Here is a 26,363-nt window from a genome sequence, read left to right as displayed (position 1 = left end):
TTTACTCTATTCGAGTTGTTGCAGCTCTCCGCGCGGCGTGACGCGCCAGCGATGCTGGCAAAAAGAGAGCAACGGATTGTCCTGCTTACTGTCGCTATAGCCGCTGTAAAGAGACAGCGGTGCGCCAATCTGCCGCTCCAGTTGAGTGACTTTCTCATGGCCCAGGCAGCGCAGCGTCAGTACCCACCCGCCGTATCCCCGCGCCATTTTGCTGGCGATCAAATTGACACGCGGTAGCCACGGCGTATCAAAGTAAACCTGCTCGACCAGCGACTGCGGAGAGCCGGTGATAAGCCAAATGTCAGCGTCAGAGCTTAACAGGTAGGTTGTCAGCCGCTGCTGCACGAGCGGAAAGGCCGTCACGTTACTGCGAAACCAGCGCACAAAGTTAGACTGATGCGCTTTCAGACGCGCCTCGCTGCGGCCAAAAGTGCATCCCCACAACAGCAGACTCATTGGCCAGCGGGCGGCTCGCCCTTGTATCAGCAACGCCAGCGCAATCACCGGTAGCAGAGGCAGCACCAGCAACGCGTTCAGCGGCTGGCGGCGCAGCAGATAACGTATAAAACTACCGAACATATCCTGCTGGTGTAACGTGCCATCCAAATCAAAAAAGACAACGCGGCGCTGGTGATTGGTCAAACCTTAGTCCTCTGGATCGTTGAACCCCAATAGCCAGGTAAACAGGAACCCGGCGATAACTGCTACCAAATAGCCTAACAGATAGAACATCACTTTTCCGGCAACAATCGTCAGTGCCAGCGGTAATCCAGAGATGCCAAAGGTGATAACCGTCGCCACCTTCCAGTAGCTAATCAGCGCCCCACCTACCGCTCCGCCAAGGCAGGCACCGATAAACGGTCTACCTAACGGCAGCGTGACGCCAAAAATCAGCGGCTCGCCAATGCCCAGCAACCCAACCGGCAGCGCACCTTTGATCACTTTTTTAAGCCGTGCGTTACGGGTTTTCATCAGTACGGCAATGGAAGCACCAATTTGTCCGACGCCAGCCATCGCCAGGATAGGAAAGAGCGCGTTATAACCATGCGCCTGTACCAGTTCAACGTGGATCGGCACCAACCCCTGATGAAGTCCGGTGAGCACCAACGGCAGGAAAGTCCCAGCCAGCACAGCGCCTACCAGGAAACCGCCGCGATCGATAGCCCAGGATGCGCCGTGAGCAATAGACTCAGAAATCCAGCCGCCAAGCGGTTGCAGCGCCACAATGGCGATTGTCCCGGTAATAAGGGTGGTCAGCAGTGGGTTGAGGATTAGCTCCAGCGATTCCGGCAACAGCTCGCGGAATTTGCGTTCGATCCAACACATCAACGCCACCACCAGCAGCACCGCGATCACCCCGCCGCGCCCCGGCTGCAACGCTTCGCCAAACAGCGTGATTTGCGCCAGTTGCGGACTGGAGAGGATCCCCGCCATCACCCCGCCCATCGCCAGGGAACCACCGAAAACTTTGGCGGTATTTACCCCGACCAGAATATTCATAATGGCAAACACGGCGCTGCCAAATATGCCCATCAACCCCAGCATATTCGGATAGTGGGTCGCAAAATCCCTCACGATGTCCGGGCGCTTAAGGATGTTAATAATGCCGGTAATCAAACCGGAGGCAATAAATGCCGGAATAAGAGGGATAAAGACGTTCGCCAGCTTGCGCAGCGCATCGCTCATGGGCGCTTTGTACTTCGCTTTGGCCTCTGACTTCGTGCGCTCGATATCATTCGTATCTGCACCTTCGCCACTATCGGCAATCAGAGAGCGCATAGCATCCACCACCTTGGCCGCTTTACCGGGGCCGACAATGATCTGGTGCTGCGCGCCCTGCTTCACGTAGCCGCTGACACCGGGCAGTTGCCTGAGACGAGGGATATCGAGCTGTCCATCATCCTGAACTTCCACCCTGACGCGGGTCATACAGTTTTCCAGGCGCAGAATATTTTTCTCTCCGCCAACGCCCAGCAGAATATCGCTGGCCAGCACCGCCGTCTTATCCATATACACCTCTTAGTGTTCTAACGCCGCGCGTAAAAAACCCTGGTGAGCGGCAAGCTTTTCGCGGGCGGCAGCGGCATCCAGGCCTGTGAGCGCCATTAAAATAGCCGGCTTGACGTCAAAATCAGTCTGCTTTAGCAGCGCTTGCGCCTGTTCACGCGCAATGCCCGTGGCTTCAACCACCATACGGCACGCCCGATCGACCAGTTTGACGTTGGTTGCCTGCATGTCCACCATCAGGTTCTGATAAACCTTGCCAAACTTCACCATCGCCCCGGTGGAGATCATATTGAGCACCAGCTTTTGCGCGGTACCGGATTTCAGTCGCGTTGAGCCCGTCAGCGCCTCCGGCCCCACCACCGGGGAGATGGCAATATCCGCTTCATGTGCAATAGGTGAATCCGGATTGCAGGAAATAGCCGCCGTCGTACAACCTACCGAACGCGCATATTTCAGCCCGCCAATCACATACGGCGTACGACCTGAAGCCGCCAGTCCCACCACCAGATCCTGTGCGGTAAGATTGAGCGCACGCAGATCGTCTTCACCTAGCTGTGGGTTATCTTCCGCACCCTCAACCGCCTTCAGCAGCGCGCCCGGCCCACCGGCAATCAGCCCAACCACCAGACCGTGTGGAACGCCGAAGGTCGGTGGGCATTCAGACGCATCCAGTACCCCGAGACGCCCGCTGGTCCCCGCTCCCATGTAAATAATGCGGCCACCTGCTTTTAGCGCGTTAGCTGCCGCATCGACCGCGCACGCAACTTGAGGCAGAGTTGCTTTTACTGCTTCGGCTACCAGCGTATCCTGTTGATTAAAACGATGAACCAACTCCAGCGTGGAGAGCGCATCCAGGTCCATGGTCTGTGGATTGCGGGTTTCTGAAACTAATGCACCGAGATTCATTTTTTGTTCCTTAGGAATTTTTAATTCATAATAATCTGCCATAATGGAATATTATATTCATCCAGGCGAATGAAATTTTGTTTTGTAATCGCCATCACGTTTTCGCCAGGAGACAGCATGAACTGTTTAATTCGCATTCGTCAGCGTTACCCGGACCTCGCGCAAAGCGATAAAAAATTGGCGGATTATCTCCTTGCCCAGCCGGATACTGCGCGTCATCTCAGTTCGCAGCAGTTGGCCGCGGAGGCGGGTGTCAGTCAGTCCAGCGTGGTGAAGTTCGCGCAAAAGATGGGTTTTAAAGGATTTCCGGCACTCAAACTGGCGATCAGCGAAGCGCTGGCCAGCAATCCCAACCCCCATTCCATTCCGGTGCATAATCAGATTCGCGGTGACGATCCTATGCGCCTGGTGGGGGAAAAGTTGATTCAGGAGAACGTGGCGGCGATGCATGCGACGCTGGACGTCAACAGCGAAGAGAAACTGATGGAGAGCGTCACAATGCTGCGTTCAGCCCGGCGCATTATCGTGACCGGGATTGGCGCATCGGGTCTGGTGGCGCAGAATTTTGCCTGGAAACTGCTAAAGATTGGTTTTAACGCGGTGGTTGAACGCGATATGCATGCCCTGTTGGCGGCAGTGCAGGCGCTTTCGCCCAACGATCTGCTGCTGGCCATTTCGTATACCGGCGAACGCCGTGAGCTCAACCTGGCTGCGGATGAAACGTTGCGCGCCGGAGCCAAAATTCTCGCCATCACCGGATTTACACCGAACGCCCTGCAGCAGCGCGCAAGCCATTGTCTGTACACGATTGCCGAGGAGCAGGCCACGCGTAGCGCAGCGATTTCCTCCACCCACGCGCAAATGATGCTGACTGATTTACTGTTTATGGCGCTGGTGCAGCAGGATCTTGAGCACGCCCCGGAACGCATTCGCCACAGCGAAGCACTGGTAAAAAAACTGGTCTGAGCAAAGAATGCGCGTATAATGCCCGCCCGATTTGTGATGTTTTGAGAGTTTCCTGATGGCCCTGTTAATCACTAAAAAGTGTATCAATTGCGATATGTGCGAGCCCGAATGCCCGAATGAGGCAATTTCGATGGGTGACAGCATTTACGAGATTAACAGCGACAAATGTACGGAATGCGTAGGCCATTACGACACGCCAACCTGCCAGAAGGTGTGCCCGATCCCCAATACTATTTTGAAAGATCCGGCACATGTCGAAACGGAAGAGCAGTTGTGGGATAAGTTTGTGCTGATGCACCACGCCGATAAACTTTAACCACGTCGCCATCCGGCGATGAAGCCTGATGGCGCTAATGCTTATCAGGCCTACCCAGCCCCCGCAATAATCGTATAACCCGTAGGCCGGATAAGACGCTACGCGTCGCCATCCGGCAACGTGCAGAATCTAACTCTCGATAATCACCGTAGCGCAGGCGTAGTGACGCTCATCGGCCAGCGTCACATGCATATGCGCGACACCCAGTTTTTCCGCCAGTTTTAACGCCTCGCCCCATAACCGCAAACGCGGCTTACCAAGTTCATCGTTAAAAACTTCAAACTGATTAAACGCCAGACCGTTGCGAATACCCGTCCCGAAGGCTTTTGCTGCGGCCTCTTTTACCGCAAAGCGCTTTGCCAGAAAACGCACCGGTTGCTGATGCGTTTCCCAGATGGCCCATTCATTGTCACTCAGGACCCGTCTGGCCAGGCGTTCACCGGAGCGGGAGATCACCGCCTCGATCCGCGCAATCTCCACGATATCCGTGCCTAAACCCAGAATCGCCATTAGCCACGCGCTTCCAGCATCAGGCGTTTCATTTCCACCACGGCATCTTTCAGACCGCTCATCACCGCGCGTCCGATAATGGCATGGCCAATGTTCAACTCATGCATTTCCGGGATCCGCGCAATGGCTTTAACGTTGTGGTATGTCAGGCCGTGACCCGCATTCACCTTCAGGCCAAGGCTGGCGGCAAAAGTTGCCGCTTTGGCGATACGCGCCAGTTCGCTGGCCTGCTCTGCGTCGGTTTTCGCATCGGCGTAACAGCCGGTGTGAATTTCGATATACGGCGCGCCGACTTCGGCTGCGGCCTTAATCTGTTCTTCGTCGGCATCGATAAACAGCGAAACCAGAATGCCTGCGTCCGCCAGGCGTTTGCAGGCATCGCGCATCTTGTCTCGCTGGCCGGCGACGTCCAGACCACCTTCCGTCGTGACTTCCTGACGTTTTTCCGGCACCAGGCAGCAAAAATGCGGCTTAGTCTCAACGGCAATCGCCAGCATCTCTTCGGTGACAGCCATTTCCAGATTCATGCGTGTATCCAGCGTCTGGCGCAAAATACATACGTCGCGGTCGGTGATATGACGACGGTCTTCACGCAGGTGTACGGTAATACCGTCCGCGCCCGCCTGTTCAACGATAAACGCCGCCTGAACCGGATCCGGGTATGCGGTACCGCGTGCATTACGTAACGTGGCAATGTGGTCAATATTGACGCCTAACAGTAATTCAGCCATGACAATCCTCATTAATCATTATTTGTTTTTATTGCGCGTTTTGGCATAAATTGCCGGAACAGTTCCCGGCTTTTTAACGGCTTACCACCAAGATACGGCTTTAACGCCATGCGGGTAAAGCGTTTCGCGGCGCGTAACGTATCGACATCGGGAAATTCACGCGACTCAAGCGCTTTGAGATGGCGTCCGGTAAACGTGTTGTTATCAATAACAACGCTGGCAATAAACCCTTTTTCTTCCCGGTAACGATAGGTCATGGTGTCGTCTACCGGCTCGCCGCTGCCCGCACAGTGGGTAAAATCGACGCCGTATCCCAGATGTCCAAGTAAGGCCAGCTCAAAGCGACGCAGCGCAGGCTCTGGCGAACCTGTCGCACCAGCCAGCGCCTGAATACAGTTCAGATAATCGAAAAAGAGTTCAGAAAAGCGGGTCTCGTATTCAAGGACGCGCGAGACAAGCTCGTTGATATACAAGCCGCTGTACAGCGTGATACCGCTAAGAGGGAGTGCCAGAGAAACGGCTTCAGCACTACGTAGAGTTTTGACCTCACCACGTCCACCAAAGCGAAGCAACAACGGGGTAAAAGGCTGGAGTGCGCCTTTCAGATTGGAACGTTTAGAACGTGCGCCTTTGGCGACAAGGCGCACGCGACCCGACTCTTCCGTGAAGACGTCCAGCACGAGACTGGTTTCGCTCCAGGGGCGACTATGCAAGACAAAGGCTCGTTGCCATCCTTCCATATACTCGCCGTGTTTCAGAAGATGGGTTTAGACGTCGTCGCCGTAACCGAGGCTACGCAGCGCGCGTTCGTCATCGGCCCAGCCAGATTTTACTTTCACCCACAGTTCGAGGTGAACGGGCGCTTCGAACATCTCCTGCATGTCTTTACGCGCTTCGATGCCGATGGTTTTAATTTTGGCCCCTTTGTTGCCAATAACCATCTTCTTCTGCCCTTCACGTTCAACGAGGATCAGACCGTTAATATCGTAGCCACCACGCTCGTTGGAGATAAAACGCTCAATCTCAACGGTTACGGAATACGGCAATTCAGCGCCGAGGAAACGCATCAGCTTTTCGCGGATGATTTCAGAAGCCATAAACCGCTGAGAACGGTCAGTGATGTAATCTTCCGGGAAGTGATGAATAGCTTCCGGCAGATGCTTACGTACGATGCCCGCAACGGTATCAACATTCAGGCCAGTCTCGGCAGAGATCGGGACGATATCGAGGAAGTTCATCTGGCTTGCCAGGAACTGCAGGTGCGGCAGCAGATCGGCTTTTTCCTGAACGTTGTCAACTTTGTTCACGGCCAGAATTACCGGCGCTTTACCGTCGCGCAGCTTGTTAAGCACCATTTCGTCGTCCGGCGTCCAGCGCGTGCCTTCGACAACGAAAATAACCAGTTCAACATCACCAATCGAGCTGCTCGCTGCTTTATTCATCAGGCGGTTGATGGCGCGCTTTTCTTCCATGTGCAGGCCCGGGGTATCAACATAAATCGCCTGATACGCACCTTCGGTATGAATACCGACAATGCGGTGACGTGTTGTCTGCGCCTTACGTGAGGTGATGGAAATCTTCTGCCCAAGCAGATTATTCAACAGGGTGGATTTGCCGACGTTCGGGCGACCGACGATGGCAATAAATCCGCAGTAAGTTGTATCGATGCTCATTCCAGCTCCAGTTTTTTCAACGCCTGTTCGGCGGCAGCCTGCTCAGCCTTACGACGGCTCGAACCTGTGCCAACCACCGGTTCACTCAGGCCGCTGACCTGGCAGTGGATAGTAAATTCTTGATCGTGTGCTTCACCACGAACCTGCACCACCAGATAAGACGGCAGCGGCAAGTGGCGACCCTGCAAATATTCCTGCAGGCGCGTTTTCGGATCTTTTTGTTTATCACCTGGGCTAATTTCATCCAGACGAGTCTGATACCAGTTCAGGATCAGCTGTTCAACGGTTTGAATATCGCTGTCGAGGAAGACGCCGCCGATCAACGCTTCGACGGTATCGGCCAGAATTGATTCGCGACGAAAACCGCCGCTTTTCAGCTCGCCCGGTCCCAGGCGTAAACATTCACCGAGGTCAAATTCACGGGCTAATTCAGCCAGCGTATTTCCACGCACCAGCGTGGCGCGCATGCGGCTCATGTCACCTTCGTCCACACGCGGGAAACGGTGATACAGCGCATTCGCAATAACAAAGCTCAAAATAGAGTCGCCCAGAAATTCTAAACGCTCGTTATGTTTGCTGCTGGCACTACGGTGAGTTAATGCCTGCTGCAACAGCTCCTGATGATTAAAAGTGTAGCCCAGCTTCCGTTGAAGCCGATTAATTACGATGGGATTCATGCGATACCAATAAATGAATGCGTCAACAATTCAGCACACGAAACAGACCTGATATACATCCGTCATTAGAGAAACCAACGCTGTTTCGTGTGCCGTGGCAACCTGACGGTGCCAACCTAAAACTTCGGGGGAATATTCTATACACAACGACAAGGGATGTCGTTAGTCTGAGGGAATTAATCCGAGAAATAATTCACGCTGTTGTTATTAAGACAACAGCGTGAACCATTATCAGCAATTAGTGGATGCCACCAATGCGGCTCAAACGAACGCCTGTTGGCCACTCACCTTCTTGTTTGTCGAAACTCATCCAGATAGCGGTCGCTTTACCCACCAGATTTGCTTCCGGTACAAATCCCCAATAACGGCTGTCCGCGCTGTTGTCACGGTTATCGCCCATCATGAAGTAATGCCCCGGAGGAACGATCCAGGTGGCTAACTGCTGACCCGGCTGACGGTAATACATCCCCACCTGATCCTGCGCGATTGGCACAATCAGAATGCGGTGTGTTACCTCACCCAGCGTTTCTTTACGCTCGGTCAGGCGAATACCGTTGTCTTTCGTTTCATTCAGCGGAACGTCAAAGAAACCGCTGGTCGCTTCCCCGCCGTTGCGGCGAGCAAACGTCTGTACAAAATCACTTGGCTGAACATCAGAGTACGTTACCGGCAGCGCGTTTTCACACGCCTGACCAGAACTGCATCCAGGCTGAATCGTCACCTCTTTCGCCACCGGATCATACGTCACTTTGTCTCCCGGTAAACCGACAGCGCGTTTGATGTAGTCCAGACGCGGATCTTCCGGGTATTTAAATACCACGATATCACCGCGTTTCGGATGGCCGGTTTCGATCAGCGTTTTCTGATAAATAGGATCTTTAATTCCGTAGGCAAATTTCTCTACCAGAATAAAATCACCAATCAACAGTGTTGGCATCATCGAACCCGACGGGATCTGGAACGGCTCATAAATAAATGAACGCACCACCAGCACAATAGCCAGTACCGGGAAAACAGACGCACCGGTTTCCAGCCAGCCCGGCTTAGGGGCAACTTTTTTCAGCGTTGCTTTATCCAGTGAATCGCCTGCAGCGGCCTGTGCCGCAGCCTGGCGCTCCCGGCGTTTTGGCGCGAAGACAAACTTATCTACACACCATAAAATGCCCGTCACCAGTGTGGCAATCACCAGAATCAGGGCAAACATGTTCGCCATGCCAACTCCTTAAGATTATTTGCTGTCTTTACCGACATGCAGAATAGCGAGGAAGGCTTCCTGCGGCAGTTCGACGTTACCGATCTGCTTCATTCGCTTTTTACCCTCTTTCTGTTTTTGCAGCAGCTTTTTCTTACGGCTGATATCGCCACCGTAGCACTTAGCCAGAACGTTTTTACGCAGCTGCTTCACCGTTGAACGCGCAATGATGTGCGTACCAATGGCCGCCTGAATTGCGATATCAAACTGTTGGCGAGGGATCAGATCTTTCATCTTCTCGACCAGTTCACGGCCACGGCTCTGGGAGTTATCGCGGTGGGTAATCAGTGCCAGTGCATCGACGCGTTCGTTGTTGATGAGAACATCAACGCGCACCATGTCAGACGCCTGGAAGCGTTTGAAGTTATAATCCAGCGACGCGTAACCACGAGAGGTCGACTTCAGACGATCGAAGAAGTCGAGCACCACTTCCGCCATCGGGATTTCATAGGTCAACGCAACCTGGTTACCGTGGTAAACCATGTTGGTCTGTACACCACGCTTCTCGATACACAGCGTAATAACGTTGCCGAGGTATGCCTGCGGCAGCAGCATATGACATTCAGCAATCGGCTCGCGCAGTTCGTAAATGTTATTCAGCGGCGGCAGCTTGGACGGGCTATCGACGTAGATAGTCTCTTTCGCGGTGGTTTCCACTTCGTAAACTACGGTCGGCGCAGTGGTGATCAGATCCAGATCGTATTCACGTTCCAGACGCTCCTGAATGATCTCCATGTGCAGCAGCCCCAGGAAGCCACAGCGGAAGCCGAAGCCCAGCGCGGTAGAACTCTCCGGCTCGTAGAACAGGGAAGCATCGTTGAGGCTCAGCTTACCAAGCGCATCACGGAAGTTTTCGTAGTCGTCGGAGCTGACCGGGAACAGACCCGCATATACCTGCGGCTTCACTTTTTTAAAGCCAGGCAGGGGTTTATCTGCCGGGTTACGAGCCAGCGTCAGGGTATCGCCTACCGGTGCGCCGAGGATGTCTTTAATAGCGCAAACTAACCAACCTACCTCGCCACACTTCAGTTCTGTACGGTCAACCTGCTTCGGCGTAAAGATCCCCAGGCGGTCGGCGTTGTAAACCTGCCCGGTGCTCATCACTTTAATTTTGTCGCCTTTACGCATGGTGCCGTTTTTAATACGCACCAGCGAGACCACACCGAGATAGTTGTCGAACCAGGAGTCGATAATCAGCGCTTGTAACGGGCCTTCCGGGTCGCCTTCCGGCGGCGGAATATCACGCACCAGACGTTCAAGAACGTCGGTCACGCCAACGCCGGTTTTCGCCGAGCAACGGACAGCGTCAGCCGCATCGATACCGACGATATCTTCAATCTCTTCCGCCACACGCTCTGGATCGGCGGCTGGCAGGTCAATTTTGTTCAGTACCGGCACCACTTCCAGATCCATTTCCATGGCGGTATAGCAGTTAGCCAGTGTTTGCGCTTCAACACCCTGCCCGGCATCAACGACCAACAGTGCGCCTTCACAGGCGGCAAGCGAGCGTGAAACTTCATAAGAGAAGTCAACGTGGCCCGGGGTGTCGATAAAGTTAAGCTGGTAGGTTTCACCATCAGATGCTTTAAAATCGAGCGTCACGCTCTGCGCTTTGATAGTAATACCGCGCTCACGCTCAAGATCCATCGAGTCGAGAACCTGCGCTTCCATTTCACGGTCAGACAGGCCACCGCAGATCTGGATAATACGGTCAGACAGCGTCGATTTACCGTGGTCGATGTGAGCTATGATTGAAAAGTTACGTATGTTCTTCATATAGTGTAATTATTGTGCCTTACGCCTGCCTGGGCAGGCTCTGAGAAGTCGCTGTTCTGAGCTTAACGTCTGTTTTAGTGAAACGCCGCATTCTACACTACATCGCTGAGGCGAGGAAATGTTCATAGAGCAAGGATAGCGGGAACTGGAAACAACTTTGCAAAGTCAGTGAAACTTTTGCCGGATGGCGGCATAAACGCCTTATCCGGCCTACCTCTGCATCTGAGGACGCTGTCGGCCTGATAAGCGCAGCGCCATCAGGCAAAGATATCACTGCTGGGTTTCAACACGAATCAGATCAGGCGGGAGAGCTACGTTGAGAATAACCGGTTGCCAGGCTTTGCGCTCAGCAAGCTTACGGGAATATCCTCGCGCAATCAGGAATCCCCCCACGCCGCCCAGTATCGCCCCGCTGAGTGCGGCGATATCACTGCCAAACAGCACCTGAAACAGCGCAGCAAAAATAAAGAGTCCCGCCAGCGGAGACATATAAACCAGCATCGCCGAGCCTAACAGGCTCCCTTCGGCAATACCCAGTTCAACTTTCTGCCCTGGCGTCAGCGGTTCATCGCTGGGTACCACGATAGTATGCGTTGTTTGCGGCCCCAGTTTGTTCAGCACTCGACTGCCGCATCCAGCCCGCGAGGCGCAGCTGCTACACGATGCTTTAACATCGCAGCTGACCGTTGCCAGACCATTTTGCCAGGAAACAACCGTTGCCCATTCTTTAATCATTGCGCGGCCCTGAACTTGATATTGTCTGCAATACGCTTCGCCGTTTGCGGCGGAAGCTCACCGACGATAGTGATTTCGGCATTATCCCGCACGGTAGTACTGACCGTTCGACGTCCGGTACGCAGCAGCTGATCGGCGCTGTTTTGCGACGCACGGTTCACGTTCACAGAAAAACTGAACAGGCCATCAGAATACAGGCGCGATTCAATCGGCATGTTATCCATTGTCGGCAGTGGACGTCGGCTGCTGGAGACCTCACTGAATCCTTGTGGTAACCACGATGGACTCCAGTTGAAGTTCGTTTTCTCCCCCGCAGGAACTGACAGTAACGGCGGCAGATTGGCTTTCGCCAGCGTCTGCATGCTGTCGCTGACACCGTTGTTAACAGTAAAGGCGATAACGCGGAACTGTTCCAGCGTTTCGCCATCCCGATCGAGGAGATCGACACGCATTGGCAGCTTGGTTTCGGTGTCCATCCAGACGATGTAGCTGTAACGCGTACCGTCACGCGCTACCACGCGGATAACTTCGCAGAGTCGGTCTGCAATACGCGTGCGTCCTACCGCGATAAAATCATAGTAAGGTGCAAGACGTTTAAAGTCGGTGTAAATCAGGGATGGCAGAGAATCAACGATATAGTCGCCATTCAGCGTGAACGGTTCAAGTCCTGGCTCAAAGTAACTGATTTCGTTGCCACGTTGCACCACTTCCCGGCGCGGTCCATCCATTTGCAACAGTTGCGCGAGCGGACGGTTATCCAGGCGGGCATGGCGATAACGTAGGGATTCAACACCCTGCTTATTGATGCTGACAAATGACAGCTCATAGGTGAGCGACTGGCTGGCCAGATTCATCTGCTGCAACAACGCCCCGGACGCAGGATTGGCCGAGGCGTTTACAGAGAAGAACAGGCTACCAGCCACAAGTGACATGGCAAACCAAAGTTGCTTCATTACTGCGATTGCGTTCCTAAAGTTTGAATTCCTGGCACCTGGACAGCGGCTTGCTGTGTTTGCGCCTGCTCAAACTGAAGCTGTTCGGAGTGCAGTCGACGTTGCAGTTCGTAATCCTGCAACATGGCATTAATACGACGACGCTGCTCCTGTACCTGCTGTTGCTGACCGCCGCTGGCCGTCGCGTCAGAAGGTACACCCAGGCTCACCGGACTGGCTTTACCCATCATCGGTAATGTATTAAATACCGGCGTTTCGGGCTGCTGGGACGTTTCAGATTGTCCATTATAGTGCTGGACGCCAACAATAACTGCAAGTGATACACACGCGGCCACACCCATTTGGGTAAGCTGCGCGGCCCACGGACGCATTTTCTTCCAGAATGGCATCTTCTGCCACTGATGCGGTGCTGGCTGGGCCTCAGGAATCAATGGCACCGCCTGACGTACTGGCTCATCTGCGATAGCAGCCATTACGCGGTCGGAAATATCGAAATGGAGAACGTCGGCGGTATCACCTCGCATGGAATCGCGAATCAGGTGATAACTCTCCCAGGTTTTTTGCATTTCCGGGTCATGAGCCAGCTCTTTGAGTAACTCAGTGTCCAGCGTTTCGCCATCCATTAAAGCGGAAAGTTTTTCTTTCTGCATGCCTAATACCTTTTCCAGTATCCCGCTATCGTCAACGCCTGATAAGCGGTTGAACTTTATTATCAATAGCTTCCCTCGCTCGGAAGATACGTGAACGCACCGTACCCACCGGACAATCCATGATAGCGGCTATCTCTTCATAGCTCAGGCCATCCAGCTCCCGCAAGGTTATTGCCATGCGTAAATCTTCCGGGAGGGACTCAATAGTTCGGAAAACTATCTGTCTCAGTTCTTCTGACAACATTAAGTTCTCAGGGTTCGAAATTTCTTTCAGCGCACCGCCACTTTCGTAATTTTCTGCTTCAATCGCATCTATATCACTGGACGGTGGACGACGCCCCTGAGCGACCAGGTAATTCTTCGCTGTATTGACTGCAATACGATACAGCCAGGTATAAAAAGCACTATCTCCCCGGAACGAGTCCAGCGCACGATAGGCCTTAATAAATGCTTCTTGTACAACATCGGGAACATCGCCCGATGGTACATAGCGGGAAACCAGACTCGCCACTTTATGCTGGTAGCGAACCACCAGTAAGTTAAAGGCTTTCTGATCTCCCTTCTGGACCCGTTCAACCAGGACCTGGTCCGTTAACTGCTCGCTCATCCGAGGTAAAGTCTCCCCAAACCAAATTTCCACGCGCTTTCGAAACGCCACTCCATAAGCTTCACTATGAGCAAGCAAAAGCTTAGAGTGCTCAAGTTTCGTAAAGTTCCGTTACGCATTTGTTTTTGTTTGTCATGTTGTAGACAGGTCTTATCTCTCATTATAAGTCTACATAACCCGATCAACGCACTATCTGTATAGAAATGCCCATTTCACCGCCTGCAGAGTAACCCAACAGCCACTTTATTTCACCTCATAATCTGATGCTAACGGCCTGCTTCACAAAATATTTTTGCTCTTTCACTCATCCACATGCCTTTCCTCTGTGTTTAGCCATTGCAACACGCTTAAAAATAAAACGTGCAGTGTCGCGCAATGTGGTGCTATGGTGACCAAACACTGTTTAGTAAATTAAACAAAAATCATGAATACGACTCCTGAATTATCCTGTGACGTGCTGATTATTGGCAGCGGGGCTGCCGGACTCTCACTGGCTCTGCGGCTGGCTGAAAAACATCAGGTTATTGTTCTGAGCAAGGGGCCTGTCAGTGAAGGCTCGACATTTTATGCCCAGGGCGGTATTGCCGCGGTTTTCGATGAAACCGACAGCATTGACTCCCACGTTGAAGATACGCTGATTGCCGGGGCCGGGCTGTGCGATCGCCATGCGGTGGAATTTGTCGCCAGCAATGCGCGTACCTGCGTTCAATGGCTTATCGATCAGGGCGTCTTATTTGATACGCAGGTTCAGCCCAACGGTGAAGAGAGCTATCACCTGACCCGTGAAGGCGGTCACAGCCATCGACGCATTCTGCACGCTGCGGATGCCACCGGCAAAGAAGTTGAAACCACCCTCGTCAGCCAGGCACAAAATCATCCCAACATCCGGGTTCTCGAACGCAGTAATGCCGTCGACCTGATTGTCTCCGATAAAATCGGTCTGCCGGGAACGCGTCGGGTTGTCGGCGCATGGATCTGGAATCGTAATAAAGAAGCCGTCGAAACCTGCCATGCGAAGTCGGTAGTGCTGGCCACCGGCGGCGCGTCAAAGGTGTATCAATACACCACCAATCCGGATATTTCCTCGGGTGACGGAATTGCAATGGCCTGGCGCGCAGGGTGCCGTGTCGCCAATCTGGAATTTAACCAGTTTCACCCGACGGCGCTGTATCATCCGCAGGCACGCAATTTTCTGCTGACCGAGGCGCTACGTGGCGAAGGCGCACACCTGAAGCGCCCGGACGGTTCACGCTTTATGCCCGACTTTGACAAACGCGGCGAGCTTGCCCCACGTGATATTGTCGCCCGTGCCATCGACCATGAGATGAAGCGTTTGGGTGCTGACTGCATGTTCCTCGACATCAGCCATAAGCCAGAAGAATTTGTTCGTCAGCATTTCCCGATGATTTACGAAAAATTGCTGGGACTGGGCATCGATCTGACCAAAGAGCCGGTCCCTATCGTTCCTGCCGCGCACTATACCTGCGGCGGCGTGATGGTTGATGACTTTGGTCGTACAGATGTCGACGGGCTGTATGCGATCGGCGAAGTGAGTTATACCGGCCTGCATGGCGCCAACCGCATGGCGTCGAACTCATTGCTGGAGTGCCTGGTTTACGGCTGGTCCGCGGCCGAAGATATCGACAGGCGTATGCCTTATGCACGCGGCGTCAGCACGCTCCCGGGCTGGGATGAAAGCCGGGTAGAAAACCCGGATGAGTTGGTTGTCATTCAGCATAACTGGCATGAGCTGCGGCTGTTTATGTGGGATTACGTCGGTATTGTGCGCACCACTAAACGTCTGGAACGCGCCCTGCGTCGTATCACCATGCTGCAACAGGAAATCGACGAGTATTACGCCCATTTCCGTGTGTCGAACAACCTATTGGAGCTGCGCAATCTGGTGCAGGTTGCCGAGCTGATTGTCCGCTGCGCGATGATGCGCAAAGAGAGTCGGGGCCTGCACTACACGCTGGATTATCCAGAACAACTTCCAGAGGCGGGCCCGTCAATTCTCTCGCCGCTCAGTCATCACATAAACAGATAGAACGCCTGGGTCAGCGCCGTGTAGCCTTCAGAATAACGCTGGTCTGACCCACGGATAACCAACCTGTCACTAAAGCACTCCCCGGCCTGCGGGGAGAATGCCAGCAAAACCCGATGTGGTAGACGAGCCTCGGTTTCTGCTACATCCGTGCGCAATCGCAGATGCCAGCCCATGCTAAGTGCCTGCTGGGTAAACGCGTTACCAATCTGCTCCGGTAGCACCACACAAAAAAAACCTTCTTCCGTAATGCTGTCAGCCGCCAGGGTGAGCAATGCTTCGTGATCGAGCGTGGTCGTGTAGCGCGCCTGTTCACGTTGCGGGGTTGCGCATTCCACACCCTGTTCATAATAGGGTGGATTGCTGATAATCAGGTCAAAACGTACGGTCTGGCGCGGTACCCATTGCTGAGCATCCTCTGAATGTACCCTCACACGATGCATCCACGGAGATTGCGCGATGTTATCCTGTGCCTGCTGCGCGGCGTCAACATCAAGCTCAACAGCATCAATGATGACGTTTTTATCTGTACGTTGGGCCAACATCAGCGCCAGCAGACCGCTCCCGGTACCAATATCAAGGATCCGTTTTACACCAGCCACAGGAGCCCAGGCACCCAATAAAATGCCGTCCGTTCCGACTTTCATTGCACAACGATCATGTGCCACAAAAAACTGCTTAAAAGTAAATCCATTACGCCGAAGTACGGATGTAGACTGGGGCATGAAGAACAACCTTCCTGGAAAAAAAACGATAACATAGGATAAAAACAATACCTGAGAAGGTATATCCATACAAACAGATGAAGATTGCAGCCGTAACGTCTATAATCAGCGCCCCACTCAGAGGTAGAACATGACTGTAACGACTTTTTCCGAACTTGAACTCGATGAAAGCCTTCTGGATGCCCTCCAGGAAAAAGGTTTCACTCGCCCGACCGCCATTCAGGCTGCCGCCATTCCGCCTGCGCTCGATGGCCGTGATGTACTCGGTTCTGCGCCGACAGGCACCGGTAAAACGGCGGCATATTTGCTGCCAGCGTTGCAGCACCTGCTCGACTTCCCGCGCAAGAAATCCGGTCCACCGCGCATTTTAATCCTGACACCGACGCGCGAACTGGCGATGCAGGTTGCCGAACACGCCCGTGAATTGGCCAAAAATACGCATCTGGATATCGCCACCATTACCGGTGGCGTGGCTTACATGAACCACATGGAAGTCTTTAGCGAAAACCAGGACATCGTGGTCGCCACCACTGGTCGTCTGCTGCAATACATTAAAGAAGAGAACTTCGACTGCCATGCAGTTGAAACGCTGATCCTCGATGAAGCAGACCGTATGCTGGATATGGGCTTTGCCCAGGACATCGAGCATATTGCCGGTGAAACCCGTTGGCGTAAGCAAACCATGCTGTTCTCCGCCACGCTGGAAGGCGATGCGATCAAAGATTTTGCCGAGCGTCTGCTGGAAGATCCTGTCGAAGTCTCGGCGGATCCGTCCACCCGCGAACGCAAGAAGATCCATCAGTTTTACTACCGTGCCGATGATATCGAGCACAAAACTGCCCTGCTGATCCATCTGTTAAAACAGCCGGAAGCGACCCGCTCAATTGTCTTTGTACGCAAACGCGAACGTGTGCACGAGCTGGCAGGCTGGCTGCGCCAGGCAGGCATTAATAACTGCTATCTCGAAGGCGAGATGGTGCAGAACAAACGTAACGAAGCGATCAAGCGCCTGACCGATGGTCGCGTGAACGTGCTGGTAGCAACTGACGTTGCCGCACGCGGGATCGATATTCCTGACGTCAGCCACGTATTTAACTTCGACATGCCGCGCAGTGGCGATGCCTATCTGCACCGCATTGGTCGTACCGGTCGTGCCGGGCGTAAAGGTACTGCAATCTCTTTGGTTGAAGCGCATGACCACCTGCTGCTCGGCAAAGCGAGCCGCTATATTGACGAGCCGCTGAAAGCACGCGTCATCGACGAACTGCGTCCAACCACGCGCGCGCCAAGTGAGAAATCCAACGGTAAGCCATCCAAGAAAGTGCTGGCGAAGCGCGCCGAGAAAAAAGCGAAAGAGAAAGAGAAGCCACGGGTGAAAAAACGTCACCGCGACGCCAAAAATATCGGCAAACGTCGTAAGCCAAGTGGAGCTGCTACCCAGCAGTCCGACAAAGAGTAAACCGAGTGCCGGGCCGTTTAGCCCGGCATTTTTTCATGCGCAACAAAGCTCTCTGTAATACATTCCATAAAAACCCGCATCGCCGGGCTAACGACTTTTCCGGCATGATGTGCGCACAATGCGGTAATCAGTTCCGGCTTTTCACTGAACGGCAACTCGATTAATTCTCCTGAGTGTAATTCCTTCTCAACGGTAAACCGCGGTAAAAAACTGACACCAAGATTCGCAGAGACACACTGCTTGATGCTTTCGATACTCCATAGCTCAATAGTATTTTCCAGCGTTATCTGCCGCTTACGCAGCAGACTTTCAAAACGCTGTCTAAAAATACATTGCGGTTCATTAATGATAAAACTGCAGGGAATATGCTGATTATGCTGAGTGAAATCAACATTCTGAAGAGCCGGAGAGGCGACCAGCGCCAGTGACTGTTCACCCAGTGACAGCATCTCAAGCGCCTCATCATTCCCAACCCGATAAAATACCCCCAGATCAACCTCATCACCCAGCAGAGCATCACGAATGACATAACAATTGAGCGACTGTAGGGACAACCGAACATTGGGAGCGCGCTGTTTAAAGCGCTGTAAAACCTGCGGCATTTTATAGGCCAGCAACGTTTCTCCGGTGGCGACGCGGAGATCACCGCTCGGCTGTGCATCTTGTTGCGCCGTCTGACGGATCGATGCCATCACACGAGTCAGGTCATGTATATGCGGCATCAGCCGTTTGCCCTCACTGGTGAGACACATCCGCCGGCCAATTTTTTCAAACAGCTGCACCGAGAGCTCTTGCTCAAGCTGTTGAATATGAAAGGTAACCGTTGACTGCGTACAGCAAAGTTTCTGCGACGCCCGCAGGAATGAACCTTCTTCCACCACCGTTTTTAGCGTAATAAACCGACGTAAATCCATCCGCACTAACCCATCGAAAATATCGAACTTAGAATGCAAAAACATTCATTTTTTTAAATGTTTTGTCTCGAGTACTGTCTGCTAAAACAGAGGAGATAACAAGTGACCCCCATGCTTTTAAGTGCATTCTGGACCTATACACTGATTACTGCGCTAACACCCGGCCCGAATAATATCCTCGCGCTCAGTGCCGCAACGTCACATGGCTTACGCCAAAGCACGCGTGTTCTGGCCGGAATGAGTCTGGGCTTTTTAATCGTCATGCTGCTGTGCGCCGGGATCTCGTTTTCGCTGGTCGTCCTGGATCCGGCTATTATTCATTGGCTGAGTTGGGCAGGGGCAGCCTACATTTTATGGCTGGCGCTGAAAATCGCCACCAGCCCAGCCTCAAACGATAGCCTGCAGGCGGAACCGATTAGCTTTTGGGCGAGTTTTGGTTTGCAGTTTGTGAACGTCAAAATCATTTTGTACGGCATTACCGCGTTATCCACATTTGTATTGCCGTATACCCAGGACGCGCACTGGTTGATTGGAGTGAGTATTCTGCTGGCGTTGATTGGAACCTTTGGCAATGCCTGTTGGGCGCTGGCAGGCCATCTTTTTCAGCGCGTTTTTCGTCGTTACGGTCGGCAGTTGAATATCATTCTGGCATTACTGTTGGTGTATTGTGCGGTGAGGATTTTTTACTAACGGATATAAAAAAGCGGAAGACGCACTGGCATCTTCCGCTTTTAGATTCTCTGCTGGGCGGGGTTATTCCCCGCGAGCCTTACAGGCTCTCAGTAAAGGTACGAGCAATAACGTCGCGCTGCTGTTCTGGGGTCAGAGAGTTAAAGCGCACTGCATAACCAGAAACACGGATGGTCAGTTGCGGATATTTTTCCGGGTGCTTAACTGCATCTTCCAGTGTTTCACGACGCAGAACGTTAACGTTCAGGTGCTGACCACCTTCTACACGAACTTCTGGCTGTACATCTACCGGTACTTCACGGTATTCGATTTCGCCCAGTTTGCTGACGGCAACGACGTCATCAGCATTGAAACCTGCTTTCGCAACGATGCAGCGTGCTTCGCCTTTTTCGCTGTCCAGCAGCCAGAAAGAGTTCAGCAGGTCGTCGTTTGCAGCTTTAGTAATCTGGATACCTGTAATCATGTTGATGCCTCCCCGGCAAAATTATTTGATTTCGGTTGGCCGCATCCGGCCAATTGGTAAAACCATTGTTGCTTGAGTGTATATATACCCCTCACCCACCCTTGAATCTTTGATTTAAATCAATAAAAACCACACATCAAAAGTGGTGATAGGTGGATTTTATTGTTTTACATCAACTTACGCCATACAAACAGATAAACTTTTTACATAAATTTTCAACTATCTTTAAGGGGTAGCCCCTTGAGAAACGTACAGAATTTTGCGACGTCGAAAGAAGCAGTTAAGCTAGGGGGATTGAAAATTCGCAGGAGAGCGAGATGGCCACCGAATTAACCTGGCACGATGTGCTGGCTGAAGAAAAACAGCAGCCTTATTTTGTTAACACACTGCATACTGTTGCCGGCGAGCGTCAGTCAGGAATGACAATTTATCCGCCGCAAAAAGATGTGTTTAACGCGTTTCGCTTTACCGAACTTGGCGACGTGAAAGTCGTCATTCTGGGACAAGATCCCTACCACGGTCCAGGCCAGGCACACGGTCTCGCGTTCTCTGTTCGTCCGGGGATTGCCACTCCGCCTTCGTTGCTGAACATGTACAAAGAGCTGGAAGCAACAATTCCCGGCTTCACCCGCCCAACGCACGGATATCTGGAAAGTTGGGCACGCCAGGGGGTGTTGCTACTGAACACCGTGCTCACCGTTCGGGCGGGTCAGGCGCATTCGCATGCCAGTCTGGGTTGGGAAACCTTTACCGATAAAGTCATCAGCCTGATTAACCAACATCGGGAAGGGGTTGTTTTCCTGCTTTGGGGTTCTCACGCGCAGAAGAAAGGCGCGATTATTGATGCACAGCGCCACCATGTGCTGAAAGCACCGCACCCGTCCCCTCTTTCTGCCCATCGCGGTTTCTTTGGCTGCAATCACTTTGTGCTGGCTAATGAATGGCTGGAACAACGGGGAGAAAAGCCGATCGACTGGATGCCGGTATTGCCGGCGGAGAGCGAGTAAAAAAATGCCAGCGAATCGCTGGCATTTTTATTATCAGGCTTTGTTCTGACGCCACCACTCCGCGAGCAGTACACCTGTCGCAACGGAGACGTTAAGCGTTTCTACGTTGCCAGTACCATCAATCGCAACGCACAGATCGTCTGCTGAGCAAGCTGCTTCTGGCAGAGCTTCACGTTCGCGGCCTAACACCAGCACCATTTTTTCTGGCAGCGTGGTTGTAAACAGCGGTTTGCCTTTCACGCTTGAGGTCATCACTACCGTGTAACCCGCGTTACGGAAATCATCCAGCACGTCGACAATACTGTCACCGGTAATCGGCTGAACGTGCTCTGCTCCACCTTCAGCGGTACGGATAGCCGCACCCGATTCCAGTAATGCTGCGTCCTGTACCACTACGCCTTTCACGCCGAAGTGCGCACAGCTACGCATCATACCGCCCAGGTTATGCGGGTTGGCGATATCTTCCAGCGCCAGCACACAATCCTGCGCTCCGGCCTGACCAACCCACTGCTTAACGGTGGTACCGTTACGCTTTTTGATCAGGAAGCAGACACCACCATGGTGCTCGGTACCAGATGCTTTCGCCAGTTCGGCCTCATCAACCACGTGATAGGCTTTGCGGTTTGCCGCCATCCAGCGTAATGCTTCTTTAAAGCGCGGGGTGACGCTCTGAACAAACCAGGCGCGGACAATGGCGTCCGGGCGGCTCTGGAACAACGCCTGGCACGCATTTTCGCCATAAACGCGGGTTTCTTCCGCGCGCTGACGACGCAGTACTTCAGGATCGATAAAGCTCTTACCGCTGATGCCACCATGATCGGCTTTATCCGCAGTATCATCACTCGGTGCGCGGGATACGGTACGCCACGGTGAATCTTCACGTTTACGGTCGCGTTCAACATCGCGGTCACGACCACGTTCACGACCGCGTTCGCTGTTCGGCCCCTTTCTGTCATCACGGGCAGGGCGACGACCGCCTTCGGCTCGGGAAGTACCGGGGCGACCGCCGCCTTTACCAGTACGTGGATTTTGGGTGCGTTTATCCGAGTCATCGTCACTGCGGACGTACATCACTTTGACCTTGCCGTTTTTGTTCTTCAGTTCGTCGCTCATGTTTTTCTCCACCTGCTCTGCGCGAAGCGCGCAGATTACCCGATGTGCACGTCGTTAGCCATTATTTCATTTAAAAGCTAAGGACTATTGTACTCATTGAATAAAACGCATTGTTGTTTAGAACAGACTCCCCGATAATATGTAACATAATAGAAACATACTGGCGTTACTGCCGTGAAGTCCACTCCATTCATCCAGAGGTTAGTTATGAATACCGTTTGTACCAGCTGCCAGGCTATCAACCGCATCCCCGACGATCGTGTCCAGGAAGCGGCTAAATGCGGACGCTGTGGTCACGACCTGTTTGATGGGGAGGTGATCAATGCGACCGGTGAAACACTGGATAAACTGTTAAAAGACGATCTCCCAGTGGTGGTTGATTTTTGGGCCCCCTGGTGTGGCCCATGCCGCAACTTCGCGCCAATTTTTGAAGATGTCGCGGAAGAACGTAGCGGTAAAGTACGTTTTGTTAAAGTGAATACGGAAGCCGAACGTGAGCTCAGCGCCCGCTTCGGTATCCGCAGCATCCCGACCATCATGATCTTCAGAAAAGGTGAAATCGTCGACATGCTTAATGGCGCCGTACCTAAGGCCCCGTTTGATAGCTGGCTTAACGAATCATTATAAACTCTGCGGGGCACATCTTGTGCCCCGTTTTGTCCTCTGAGACAATAGCATTTTTCAACGTGCTTCCCGATGACCAATAACGCCGTTCTCCAGTTACGTGCCGAGCGTCTTGCGCGCGCCACGCGCCCTTTTCTTGCCCGAGGTAACCGCATTCGTCGCTGTCAGCGCTGCCTGCTACCGCTGAAACTGTGCCTGTGTGAAACGCTGACGCCAGCTCAGGCGAAAAGTCGTTTTTGCCTGGTGATGTTTGATACCGAACCGATGAAACCCAGCAATACCGGGCGTTTAATTGCCGATATACTGCCTGATACCGCTGCGTTTCAGTGGTCACGTACCGAACCGCCGTCAGCATTGCTTGAGCTGGTGAAAAATCCGGATTATCAGCCGATGGTCGTATTCCCGGCATCTTATGCCGACGAGGGGCGTGAGGTCATTTTCACACCACCGGCGGGTAAACCACCGCTGTTCATTATGCTTGATGGCACCTGGCCGGAAGCACGCAAAATGTTCCGCAAAAGCCCGTACCTTGATAACCTGCCGGTGATCTCCGTCGATCTATCACGCCTCTCCGCTTACCATCTGCGCGAAGTCCATGCCGAGGGGCAATATTGCACTGCCGAAGTGGCAATCGCTTTACTGGATCTGGCAGGCGATAAGCAGGCAGCCGAAGGATTAGGTGAACACTTCACGCGCTTTAAAACACGCTACCTGGCAGGAAAAACGCAACATCAGGGAAGCGTCACAGCAGACTCGCCAGAAAGCGTGTAAAATCATTCGGTCACTGGAGTCATTAAGGAAGCCGATATGAGTCAGCGTGGTCTGGAAGCACTACTGCGACCGAAATCCATTGCTGTGATTGGGGCGTCAATGAAGCCCAATCGAGCAGGATACCTGATGATGCGTAACCTGCTGGCAGGAGGGTTCAACGGCCCCGTTTTACCAGTGACCCCCGCCTGGAAAGCGGTGTTGGGCGTACTGGCCTGGCCCAATATCAGCAGCCTGCCTTTTAGCCCCGATCTCGCCGTATTGTGCACCAATGCCAGCCGCAACCTGACGTTGCTCGAAGCGCTTGGCGAGAAAGGTTGTAAAACCTGCATTATTCTCTCGGCTCCTACGGCGCAACACGCGGAGCTGTTGGCCTGCGCATCACGCTACAACATACGTCTGCTGGGTCCCAACAGTCTGGGGCTTCTCGCTCCCTGGCAGGGGCTTAACGCCAGCTTTTCCCCCGTCCCGATTAAGCGCGGCAAGCTGGCTTTCATCTCTCAATCCGCCGCCGTATCCAATACCATACTCGACTGGGCACAGCAGAGAGAAATGGGCTTTTCTTACTTTATCGCGCTGGGTGACAGCCTGGATATCGACGTTGATGAGCTACTGGATTACCTGGCACGCGACAGTAAAACCAGCGCGATATTGCTGTATCTCGAACATTTAAGCGATGCCCGCCGCTTTGTCTCCGCCGCCCGTAGCGCCTCACGCAACAAACCCATTTTGGTGATCAAAAGTGGTCGCAGTCCGGCTGCTCAGCGCCTGCTGCATACCAGTGCTGGGATGGATCCCGCGTGGGATGCGGCTATTCAGCGCGCCGGTTTATTACGCGTACAAGACACTCACGAGCTGTTCTCAGCGGTGGAAACCCTGAGCCACATGCGCCCGCTGCGTGGCGACAGGCTGATGATCATCAGCAATGGAGCCGCACCTGCCGCACTGGCATTAGATGAGCTATGGTCAAAAAATGGCAAGCTGGCGACATTGAGTGAAGATACCTGCCAGAAATTACGCGATGCCCTACCTGAACACGTTGATATCGCCAACCCGCTGGATCTGCGGGACGACGCCAGCAGTGAGCACTATGTTAAGACACTGGATATTTTGCTCGCCAGCCAGGATTTCGACGCGCTAATGGTGATTCACTCACCCAGCGCAGCCGCCCCCGGAACCGAAAGCGCGCAAGCATTGATCGAAGCGGTAAAGCGTCATCCGCGCGGCAAGTTCGTCTCGTTGCTGACCAACTGGTGCGGCGAGTTTTCATCCCAGGAAGCACGCAGACTGTTTAGCGAAGCCGGATTACCGACTTACCGCACACCTGAAGGCACCATCACCGCCTTTATGCATATGGTGGAATATCGACGTAACCAGAAGCAACTACGGGAAACGCCTGCGCTGCCCGACTCTCTGACCACCAACACCGCCGAGGCGCATAATCTGTTACAGCAGGCGATTGCCGAAGGCGCAACGTCGCTGGATACCCATGAAGTACAGCCGATTTTACACGCCTATGGCTTACACACGCTGCCGACATGGATCGCCAGCGACAGTGCAGAAGCCGTACACATCGCAGAACAAATCGGTTACCCGGTAGCACTGAAGCTGCGCTCTCCTGATATCCCGCATAAGTCGGAAGTTCAGGGGGTTATGTTGTACCTGCGTACGGCAACAGAAGTGCAGCAGGCAGCCAATGCGATTTTTGATCGGGTAAAAATGGCCTGGCCACAGGCACGTATCCACGGTTTGTTAGTACAAAGTATGGCTAACCGCGCCGGCGCTCAGGAGCTGCGCGTCGTCGTCGAACAGGACCCGGTATTTGGCCCGTTGATTATGCTGGGCGAAGGCGGAGTTGAGTGGCGTCCTGAAGAGCAAGCTGTTGTCGCATTGCCGCCACTCAACATGAACCTGGCGCGTTATCTGGTGATCCAGGGGATCAAAAACAAAAAGATCCGCGCTCGCAGCGCACTACGTCCCTTAGATATTGCAGGCTTAAGCCAACTGTTGGTCCAGGTCTCCAACCTGATCGTCGATTGTCCGGAAATTCAGCGCCTGGATATCCACCCTCTACTGGCCTCTGCTGGGGAATTTACTGCACTGGACGTCACACTGGATATTGCCCCTTTCACGGGCGATAACGAAAGCAGGCTGGCGGTACGCCCTTATCCCCATCAGCTTGAAGAGTGGGTGGAGTTGAAAAACGGGGAGCGCTGCCTGTTCCGTCCCATTTTGCCAGAGGATGAACCTCATCTGCAGCAGTTCATATCTCAGGTAACGAAAGAAGATCTTTATTATCGCTATTTCAGTGAGATCAACGAATTCACCCATGAAGATTTAGCCAATATGACGCAGATCGACTACGATCGGGAAATGGCCTTTGTGGCGGTACGCTGTAAAGATAATCAGCAAGAGATCCTCGGCGTAACGCGAGCAATCTCGGATCCTGATAACGTTGATGCCGAGTTTGCCGTGCTGGTTCGTTCCGATCTCAAAGGGCTTGGATTGGGTCGCCGGTTGATGGAAAAATTAATCGCATATACGCGAGATCACGGACTTATACGTTTGAATGGTATTACGATGCCAAACAATCGTGGGATGGTCGCCCTGGCCCGAAAACTCGGGTTTGTCGTTGACGTCCAGCTCGAAGAGGGAATTGTTGGGCTATCGCTTAATCTGGCCCAATTCGAGGAATCGTGAGTAAGGTACTGGAAATGTTGACCACATTAATGGGGACTGGTGGTATCATTGCCCGCTTATGTCGTCTGCAAAGCACAGAGGACCCTTCAATGAACAG

The 26,363-nt window shown here is 53.1% G+C and carries 28 protein-coding genes; 9 read left to right on the top strand and 19 right to left on the bottom strand.

The window, feature by feature from the left end:
- Positions 1–6: 6 nt before the first annotated feature.
- From yfhb to murQ, 3 genes are read right to left on the bottom strand one after another with little or no spacing between them, the layout of a single operon-like run.
- On the bottom strand, positions 7–642 hold the full coding sequence (gene yfhb / locus I6L54_RS07850; protein ID WP_040233423.1) for a phosphatidylglycerophosphatase C: 636 nt from the start codon (positions 640–642) through the stop codon (positions 7–9).
- Between the two features lie 3 nt (positions 643–645).
- Positions 646–2,010: a PTS transporter subunit EIIC gene (locus tag I6L54_RS07845; protein ID WP_040233421.1), complete on the bottom strand. Its 1,365-nt coding sequence runs from the start codon at positions 2,008–2,010 to the stop codon at positions 646–648.
- A gap of 9 nt (positions 2,011–2,019) precedes the next feature.
- On the bottom strand, positions 2,020–2,913 hold the full coding sequence (gene murQ / locus I6L54_RS07840) for an N-acetylmuramic acid 6-phosphate etherase (protein WP_040233419.1): 894 nt from the start codon (positions 2,911–2,913) through the stop codon (positions 2,020–2,022).
- A gap of 117 nt (positions 2,914–3,030) precedes the next feature.
- Here murQ and I6L54_RS07835 point away from each other — a divergent pair, with 117 nt between their 5' ends.
- Positions 3,031–3,879 carry a MurR/RpiR family transcriptional regulator gene (locus I6L54_RS07835; protein WP_005130317.1) on the top strand — a complete coding sequence of 283 codons (849 nt, stop codon included), beginning with the start codon at positions 3,031–3,033 and terminating at the stop codon, positions 3,877–3,879.
- Between the two features lie 55 nt (positions 3,880–3,934).
- A complete protein-coding gene (locus I6L54_RS07830) occupies positions 3,935–4,195 on the top strand; it encodes a YfhL family 4Fe-4S dicluster ferredoxin (protein ID WP_003037590.1) in 261 nt (86 codons plus the stop codon).
- 129 nt (positions 4,196–4,324) lie between these two features.
- Here I6L54_RS07830 and acpS read toward each other — a convergent pair whose 3' ends face one another.
- The 12 genes from acpS to rseD form a co-directional block, all read right to left on the bottom strand.
- A complete protein-coding gene (gene acpS, locus I6L54_RS07825) occupies positions 4,325–4,705 on the bottom strand; it encodes a holo-ACP synthase (protein ID WP_005130319.1) in 381 nt (126 codons plus the stop codon).
- A complete protein-coding gene (gene pdxJ / locus I6L54_RS07820; protein WP_040233418.1) occupies positions 4,705–5,436 on the bottom strand; it encodes a pyridoxine 5'-phosphate synthase in 732 nt (243 codons plus the stop codon). The genes acpS and pdxJ overlap by 1 nt, the downstream gene beginning before the upstream one ends.
- An 11-nt stretch (positions 5,437–5,447) precedes the next feature.
- Entirely contained in the window at positions 5,448–6,176 is a 729-nt protein-coding gene (gene recO, locus I6L54_RS07815; RefSeq protein WP_040233414.1) for a DNA repair protein RecO, read from the bottom strand.
- A gap of 27 nt (positions 6,177–6,203) precedes the next feature.
- Positions 6,204–7,109, bottom strand: a complete 906-nt coding sequence (gene era / locus I6L54_RS07810) for a GTPase Era (RefSeq protein WP_005130325.1) — start codon at positions 7,107–7,109, stop codon at positions 6,204–6,206.
- A complete protein-coding gene (rnc, locus tag I6L54_RS07805; RefSeq protein ID WP_003037579.1) occupies positions 7,106–7,786 on the bottom strand; it encodes a ribonuclease III in 681 nt (226 codons plus the stop codon). Before rnc ends, era begins: the two co-directional genes overlap by 4 nt.
- A gap of 238 nt (positions 7,787–8,024) precedes the next feature.
- Entirely contained in the window at positions 8,025–8,999 is a 975-nt protein-coding gene (gene lepB / locus I6L54_RS07800; RefSeq protein WP_040233412.1) for a signal peptidase I, read from the bottom strand.
- Between the two features lie 15 nt (positions 9,000–9,014).
- Positions 9,015–10,814: a translation elongation factor 4 gene (lepA, locus tag I6L54_RS07795; RefSeq protein WP_005130327.1), complete on the bottom strand. Its 1,800-nt coding sequence runs from the start codon at positions 10,812–10,814 to the stop codon at positions 9,015–9,017.
- Between the two features lie 270 nt (positions 10,815–11,084).
- Positions 11,085–11,549 (bottom strand): SoxR-reducing system protein RseC, encoded by a 465-nt coding sequence (gene rseC, locus I6L54_RS07790; RefSeq protein WP_005130330.1) that lies wholly within the window; start codon positions 11,547–11,549, stop codon positions 11,085–11,087.
- Entirely contained in the window at positions 11,546–12,502 is a 957-nt protein-coding gene (rseB, locus tag I6L54_RS07785) for a sigma-E factor regulatory protein RseB (protein WP_005130331.1), read from the bottom strand. Before rseB ends, rseC begins: the two co-directional genes overlap by 4 nt.
- Positions 12,502–13,152, bottom strand: a complete 651-nt coding sequence (gene rseA / locus I6L54_RS07780; RefSeq protein ID WP_005130332.1) for an anti-sigma-E factor RseA — start codon at positions 13,150–13,152, stop codon at positions 12,502–12,504. The genes rseB and rseA overlap by 1 nt, the downstream gene beginning before the upstream one ends.
- A 31-nt stretch (positions 13,153–13,183) precedes the next feature.
- A complete protein-coding gene (rpoE, locus tag I6L54_RS07775) occupies positions 13,184–13,759 on the bottom strand; it encodes an RNA polymerase sigma factor RpoE (RefSeq protein WP_003037573.1) in 576 nt (191 codons plus the stop codon).
- A complete protein-coding gene (rseD, locus tag I6L54_RS07770) occupies positions 13,756–13,920 on the bottom strand; it encodes a rpoE leader peptide RseD (RefSeq protein WP_124022090.1) in 165 nt (54 codons plus the stop codon). Before rseD ends, rpoE begins: the two co-directional genes overlap by 4 nt.
- 263 nt (positions 13,921–14,183) lie before the next feature.
- Here rseD and nadB point away from each other — a divergent pair, with 263 nt between their 5' ends.
- A complete protein-coding gene (gene nadB, locus I6L54_RS07765) occupies positions 14,184–15,806 on the top strand; it encodes an L-aspartate oxidase (protein ID WP_040233409.1) in 1,623 nt (540 codons plus the stop codon).
- Here nadB and trmN read toward each other — a convergent pair.
- Positions 15,791–16,528, bottom strand: a complete 738-nt coding sequence (gene trmN / locus I6L54_RS07760; protein WP_040233407.1) for a tRNA(1)(Val) (adenine(37)-N(6))-methyltransferase TrmN — start codon at positions 16,526–16,528, stop codon at positions 15,791–15,793. The genes nadB and trmN overlap by 16 nt on opposite strands.
- A gap of 130 nt (positions 16,529–16,658) precedes the next feature.
- Here trmN and srmB point away from each other — a divergent pair, with 130 nt between their 5' ends.
- On the top strand, positions 16,659–17,987 hold the full coding sequence (gene srmB / locus I6L54_RS07755) for an ATP-dependent RNA helicase SrmB (protein ID WP_003037569.1): 1,329 nt from the start codon (positions 16,659–16,661) through the stop codon (positions 17,985–17,987).
- Positions 17,988–18,004: 17 nt separating this feature from the next.
- On the opposite strand, the gene I6L54_RS07750 is transcribed toward srmB, so the two are convergent.
- Positions 18,005–18,901, bottom strand: a complete 897-nt coding sequence (locus tag I6L54_RS07750; protein ID WP_137378420.1) for a LysR family transcriptional regulator — start codon at positions 18,899–18,901, stop codon at positions 18,005–18,007.
- A 102-nt stretch (positions 18,902–19,003) separates the two neighbouring features.
- Here I6L54_RS07750 and eamB point away from each other — a divergent pair, with 102 nt between their 5' ends.
- Positions 19,004–19,591: a cysteine/O-acetylserine transporter gene (gene eamB, locus I6L54_RS07745; protein ID WP_040233404.1), complete on the top strand. Its 588-nt coding sequence runs from the start codon at positions 19,004–19,006 to the stop codon at positions 19,589–19,591.
- 79 nt (positions 19,592–19,670) lie between these two features.
- On the opposite strand, the gene grcA is transcribed toward eamB, so the two are convergent.
- On the bottom strand, positions 19,671–20,054 hold the full coding sequence (gene grcA, locus I6L54_RS07740) for an autonomous glycyl radical cofactor GrcA (RefSeq protein ID WP_005121223.1): 384 nt from the start codon (positions 20,052–20,054) through the stop codon (positions 19,671–19,673).
- A 317-nt stretch (positions 20,055–20,371) separates the two neighbouring features.
- Here grcA and ung point away from each other — a divergent pair, with 317 nt between their 5' ends.
- Positions 20,372–21,061 carry a uracil-DNA glycosylase gene (gene ung, locus I6L54_RS07735; RefSeq protein WP_003037561.1) on the top strand — a complete coding sequence of 230 codons (690 nt, stop codon included), beginning with the start codon at positions 20,372–20,374 and terminating at the stop codon, positions 21,059–21,061.
- Between the two features lie 33 nt (positions 21,062–21,094).
- On the opposite strand, the gene I6L54_RS07730 is transcribed toward ung, so the two are convergent.
- A complete protein-coding gene (locus I6L54_RS07730; RefSeq protein WP_005121221.1) occupies positions 21,095–22,174 on the bottom strand; it encodes a tRNA/rRNA methyltransferase in 1,080 nt (359 codons plus the stop codon).
- A gap of 207 nt (positions 22,175–22,381) precedes the next feature.
- Here I6L54_RS07730 and trxC point away from each other — a divergent pair, with 207 nt between their 5' ends.
- From trxC to I6L54_RS07715, 3 genes are all read left to right on the top strand, one after another.
- Positions 22,382–22,801, top strand: coding sequence for a thioredoxin TrxC (trxC, locus tag I6L54_RS07725; protein ID WP_003037559.1), 420 nt, complete (start codon positions 22,382–22,384; stop codon positions 22,799–22,801).
- A gap of 69 nt (positions 22,802–22,870) precedes the next feature.
- Complete coding sequence (gene tapT / locus I6L54_RS07720) at positions 22,871–23,569, top strand: tRNA-uridine aminocarboxypropyltransferase (RefSeq protein WP_005121220.1); 699 nt, start codon at positions 22,871–22,873, stop codon at positions 23,567–23,569.
- Positions 23,570–23,605: 36 nt separating this feature from the next.
- A complete protein-coding gene (locus tag I6L54_RS07715) occupies positions 23,606–26,266 on the top strand; it encodes a bifunctional acetate--CoA ligase family protein/GNAT family N-acetyltransferase (RefSeq protein WP_040233403.1) in 2,661 nt (886 codons plus the stop codon).
- Positions 26,267–26,363: the final 97 nt, after the last annotated feature.

This window comes from Citrobacter pasteurii (assembly GCF_019047765.1).
GTDB classification, from domain to species: domain Bacteria; phylum Pseudomonadota; class Gammaproteobacteria; order Enterobacterales; family Enterobacteriaceae; genus Citrobacter; species Citrobacter pasteurii.
The sequence above is the reverse complement of the archived record's forward strand: the minus strand, read 5'-3'. Positions and strand labels throughout refer to the sequence as shown.